The sequence below is a fragment of the Phytobacter sp. V91 genome, from assembly GCF_965644225.1.
GTDB lineage: Bacteria > Pseudomonadota > Gammaproteobacteria > Enterobacterales > Enterobacteriaceae > CBFFRJ01.
The window spans coordinates 1-1,376 of sequence record NZ_CBFFRJ010000269.1 but is presented as its reverse complement, the minus strand read 5'-3'; the positions used below and the strand labels follow the sequence as shown (position 1 = coordinate 1,376).

The window sequence follows — 1,376 nt, the reverse complement described above, 5'->3', positions numbered from 1 at the left end:
AAACTTTTCTCTATCGGTGTTTACCCTGCTGTTTCTCTTTCTGACGCAAGACAACGCCGGGATGAAGCAAAAAAACTGTTAGCGGCTGGAATTGACCCCAGCGCTAAAAAGCAGGCTGACAACAAAACAATTCAAGAGAAGCGTAACAATACCCGCGCTTTCAAAACCGTCGCCAAAAGTTGGTTTGCCACCAAAACCACATGGTCGGAAGATTATCAGCGTTCTGTCTGGACACGACTGGAAACTTATCTGTTCCCTGACATTGGTGAAAAAGATATTGCTGAACTGGATACAGGCGATCTGCTGATTCCTATCAAAAAGATAGAGAAGCTGGGTTATCTGGAAATTGCTATGCGGGTGAAGCAGTACGCTACCGCCATCATGCGTTATGCCGTCCAGCAAAAGATGATCCGTTTCAATCCAGCCTATGACTTAGAAGGTGCGATTCAGAAGCCACAGACGGAACACCGCCCTGCTATTGAACTGGAAGAGATACCTACCCTACTGGAACGCATTGAAGGCTATCAGGGGCGTAGCAGACTGACCTTACTTGCGATAAAACTTAATCTGCTGATTTTTGTCCGTTCCAGTGAACTCCGCTTTGCCCGATGGTCAGAAATCGATTTCAAAAGCGGTTTGTGGGTTATCCCTGAACAACGTGAAGCCATTGAAGGGATCAAGCATTCAGGCCGTGGTGCCAAAATGCGTAGGAAACATTATGTTCCCCTGTGCAATCAGGCTCTGGCAATTTTGGAAGAACTAAAAGACCTCACCTATGACGTTAACGGTGATGACGGCTTTATCCTGACGGGCTGTTATGATGCGATGAAACCGATGAGTGAGAACACCATCAATAAGGCACTACGCAAAATGGGCTATGACACCAAAACCGATCTGTGCGGTCATGGTTTCCGTACGCTCGCGTGTAGTGCCTTAATTGAATCGGGCATCTGGCCTGAAGATGTGGTAGAGCTTCAGATGAGCCACATGGAAAAGAACAACGTTCGCGCCGCCTACACCCATAAGGCCAAACACCTTGAACAACGCCGCCTGATGCTGCAATGGTGGGCTGATTTCCTTGATGCTAACAGCAACGGGATGGTTAGGCCGTTTGAGTTTTCACAGAAGGGATAATATTCAAAAGGGGCTGTCAGCCCCTTACTCATTTATAAAGAAGTCAGCACCAAAGAGTTGTTGTTCCCGCCACTGTTGCAGGCTGTTGTTGTCGCTGCGACATCAAGACTTCCTCCCGCTGCCTTAACGGTTTTTGTACCCACTTTTGCCACATAGAAATTTCCTGCCGCCGCTGCGATTATTTTTGTACATTCTGCTGCCGGAACACTGGCATAGGTAATGGTAAACGCAGAGTTAGCGAC

General features: G+C 47.7%; 2 protein-coding genes. One reads left to right on the top strand and one right to left on the bottom strand.

Annotated elements, in window-relative coordinates; all coding sequences use genetic code 11:
* Positions 1-1,134 (top strand): tyrosine-type recombinase/integrase (locus tag ACSZO4_RS25555; RefSeq protein ID WP_437891882.1); only part of this gene is annotated, 1,134 nt, incomplete at its 5' end.
* Between the two features lie 32 nt (positions 1,135-1,166).
* Here ACSZO4_RS25555 and ACSZO4_RS25550 read toward each other — a convergent pair.
* A partial coding sequence (locus ACSZO4_RS25550) for a type 4 pilus major pilin (RefSeq protein ID WP_437891881.1) occupies positions 1,167-1,376 on the bottom strand: 210 nt, incomplete at its 5' end.